This is a genomic window from Mycobacterium sp. UM_Kg27 (genome assembly GCF_000972905.1).
In the GTDB taxonomy this organism is placed as follows: Bacteria; Actinomycetota; Actinomycetes; order Mycobacteriales; family Mycobacteriaceae; genus Mycobacterium.
The window spans coordinates 1-2,553 of sequence record NZ_JRMM01000238.1 but is presented as its reverse complement, the minus strand read 5'-3'; the positions used below and the strand labels follow the sequence as shown (position 1 = coordinate 2,553).

2 protein-coding genes and 1 pseudogene are annotated in these 2,553 nt (G+C 68.5%); 2 read left to right on the top strand and 1 reads right to left on the bottom strand.

The window, feature by feature from the left end; genetic code table 11:
- Positions 1–18: 18 nt before the first annotated feature.
- Positions 19–669 (top strand): annotated as a pseudogene (locus LI94_RS20820) (cysteine--1-D-myo-inosityl 2-amino-2-deoxy-alpha-D-glucopyranoside ligase); the annotation flags it as partial.
- Positions 670–698: 29 nt separating this feature from the next.
- Complete coding sequence (locus LI94_RS20815) at positions 699–1,571, top strand: SDR family oxidoreductase (RefSeq protein ID WP_024440455.1); 873 nt, start codon at positions 699–701, stop codon at positions 1,569–1,571.
- 9 nt (positions 1,572–1,580) lie between these two features.
- Here LI94_RS20815 and LI94_RS20810 read toward each other — a convergent pair whose 3' ends face one another.
- Entirely contained in the window at positions 1,581–2,471 is an 891-nt protein-coding gene (locus LI94_RS20810; protein ID WP_046302424.1) for a PAC2 family protein, read from the bottom strand.
- Positions 2,472–2,553: the final 82 nt, after the last annotated feature.

Genomic DNA, 2,553 nt, shown 5'->3' with positions numbered 1-2,553 from the left:
AGATGTGTATAAGAGACAGAGGCCGACCCGCTCGACGCCCTGTTGTGGCGCGCCGCCCGCCCGGGTGAGCCCAGTTGGCCCGCGCCGTTCGGGGCCGGCCGGCCGGGGTGGCATGTCGAGTGTTCCGCGATCGCGTTGAGCCGCATCGGCTCCGGTCTCGACATCCAGGGCGGCGGCTCCGATCTGGTCTTCCCGCATCATGAGTTCTCCGCCGCGCATGCCGAATCCCTTACCGGGGAGCGCCGTTTCGCCCGCCACTATGTGCACGCCGGGATGATCGGCTGGGACGGGCACAAGATGTCCAAGAGCCGCGGCAACCTGGTGCTGGTCTCCAAGCTGCGCGCTCAGGGGACCGATCCGGCCGCGATCCGGCTGGGGCTGCTGGCCGGGCACTACCGCAGTGACCGGTTCTGGGACGACGCCACCCTGGTAGCTGCCGAGGCGAGGCTGAACCGCTGGCGGACCGCGACGACGCTGCCCGCCGGACCGGCTGCCGATGACGTCATCGGCCGGGTGCGTCGTTATCTGGCCGATGACCTGGACACCGTCCAGGCGTTGGCCGCGTTGGATGGCTGGGCTACCGATGCGCTGGAGTACGGCGGCCATGACGCCGACGCACCGCGGCTGGTGGCCACGGCGGTCGACGCGCTGCTGGGAGTGGCGCTGTAGGACACCCGCGGCGGGAGTAGGTTGAGCCCATGTCTTCGATTCACTCCCAAGTCGTTTTCATCACCGGCGGCGCGCACGGTATTGGCGAGCAGCTGGCCCGCCGGCTGCACTCCCAGGGCGCCTCTGTGGTGGTGACGGACCTGGATGAGGCCGCCCTCAACACGCTGGCCGAGGATCTGGGTGACCGAGCGCTGACCGCCGTCGCCGATGTGCGGGATCTGGCCGCGATGCAGGCGGTGGTCACGCAGGCCACCGAGCGTTTCGGCGGCATCGACACCGTGGTGGCCAATGCCGGCATCGCCAGCTACGGGTCGGTGCTGAACGTGGACCCCGAGACCTTCAAGCGGGTGATCGACGTCGACGTGATGGGCGTGTTCAACACCGTGCGGGCCGCGCTGCCGTCGGTCATCGAGCGTCGCGGCTATGTGCTGGTGGTGTCCTCGCTGGCGGCGTTCAGTCCGCTGGCCGGGATGGCGTCCTACGACGTGGCCAAGGCCGGGGTCGAGCACTTCGCCAGTGCGCTGCGCCAGGAGGTCGCCTACCAGGGCGTTGAGGTCGGATCGGCGCACATGGCCTGGATTGACACACCCTTGGTTCGCGATACCAAGGCCGATCTGGGGGCGTTCGGCGAGATGCTGTCCAAACTGCCGTGGCCGCTCAACAAGACTACCTCGGTCGACAAGTGTGTCGACGCCTTCGTCGCAGGCATCGAGGGCCGTCGGCGCCGCGTCTACTGCCCGGGCTGGGTGGGGGTGTTCCGCTGGATCAAGCCGGTGCTGACGCTGCGGCCGGTGGAAGGCCCGTTCATCAAGGGCGCCGCCACCATCGTGCCGCGGATGGACGCCGAAGTCGCCGCGCTGGGCCGCTCCACCAGTGCCTACAACGAGAAAATGGAGAAGTAGACCCGCGGTTCAGCGTCGCCGGCGCCGCAGGTAGCGCTCGAACTCGGCGGCCAGCGCGTCGCCGTCGATCTTGTTCAACGCCTCGGTCATGTCGACCTCGGCGTCGCCGCGTTCCTCCAAAGAGGTCACGTAGTCGGCGATCTCGTCGTCCTCGCTGGCCATCTCGGTGACCGCCAGCTCCCACTCCTCGGCTTGGGCCGGCAGGTCGCCCAGTGGCACCTCGATGTCCAGGGCGTCCTCGACGCGGCGCAGCAGCGCGACCGTGGCCTTGGGGTTGGGTGGTTGTGAGACGTAGTGCGGTACGGCCGCCCAGAAGGTGACCGCCGGAATGCCGGCCGCCACGCAGGCGTCCTGGAACACCCCGGTGATCCCGGTGGGCCCCTCGTAGCGGGTCTCGGTCAGCCCGAATCGGGTGGCTGACTCCGCCGAGTACGCGGCGCCGGACACCGGCACCGGGCGGGTGTGGGGCGTGTCGGCCAGCAGCGCGCCCAGGATCACCACGGTGTCGACGTTGAGTTCTTCGATCACCGCCAGCAGCTCGGCGCAGAACGACCGCCAGCGCATGTTCGGCTCGACGCCGTGCATCAGCACGATGTCGCGGTCGCTGCCCGGCGGCCGGCAATGCGAAATGCGCATCGACGGCCAGACCAGCTCCCGGGTGACGCCGTCGAGCTGGCGAATCACCGGCCGATTCACCTGGTAGTCGTAGTAGGCCTCGTCGTCGATCTCGGCGATCAGCTTGGCTTCCCAAATGTTGTTGAGATGCTGCACCGCATCGCTGGCGGCGTCACCGGCGTCATTCCAGCCCTCGAACGCAGCCACCACGATGGTGTCGTGCAGTTCGGAAAGCGCGGGGCCGTCATCCGGTCGGGTCACATGGCCAGGGTAAGGCCTGGGCATTGATCACGGGCCGCACCGGACCCGCGGAGTCGGCTTGTTCATCGGGGCATTCGTCTCGACCCCGGGCCTGTCTCTTATACAC

Coding starts and splice junctions, on each gene's coding strand:
- LI94_RS20815 (WP_024440455.1), top strand. CDS start 699: ATGTCTTCGATTCACTCCCAAGTCGTTTTCATCACCGGCGGCGCGCAC.
- LI94_RS20810 (WP_046302424.1), bottom strand. CDS start 2,471: ATGCCCAGGCCTTACCCTGGCCATGTGACCCGACCGGATGACGGCCCC.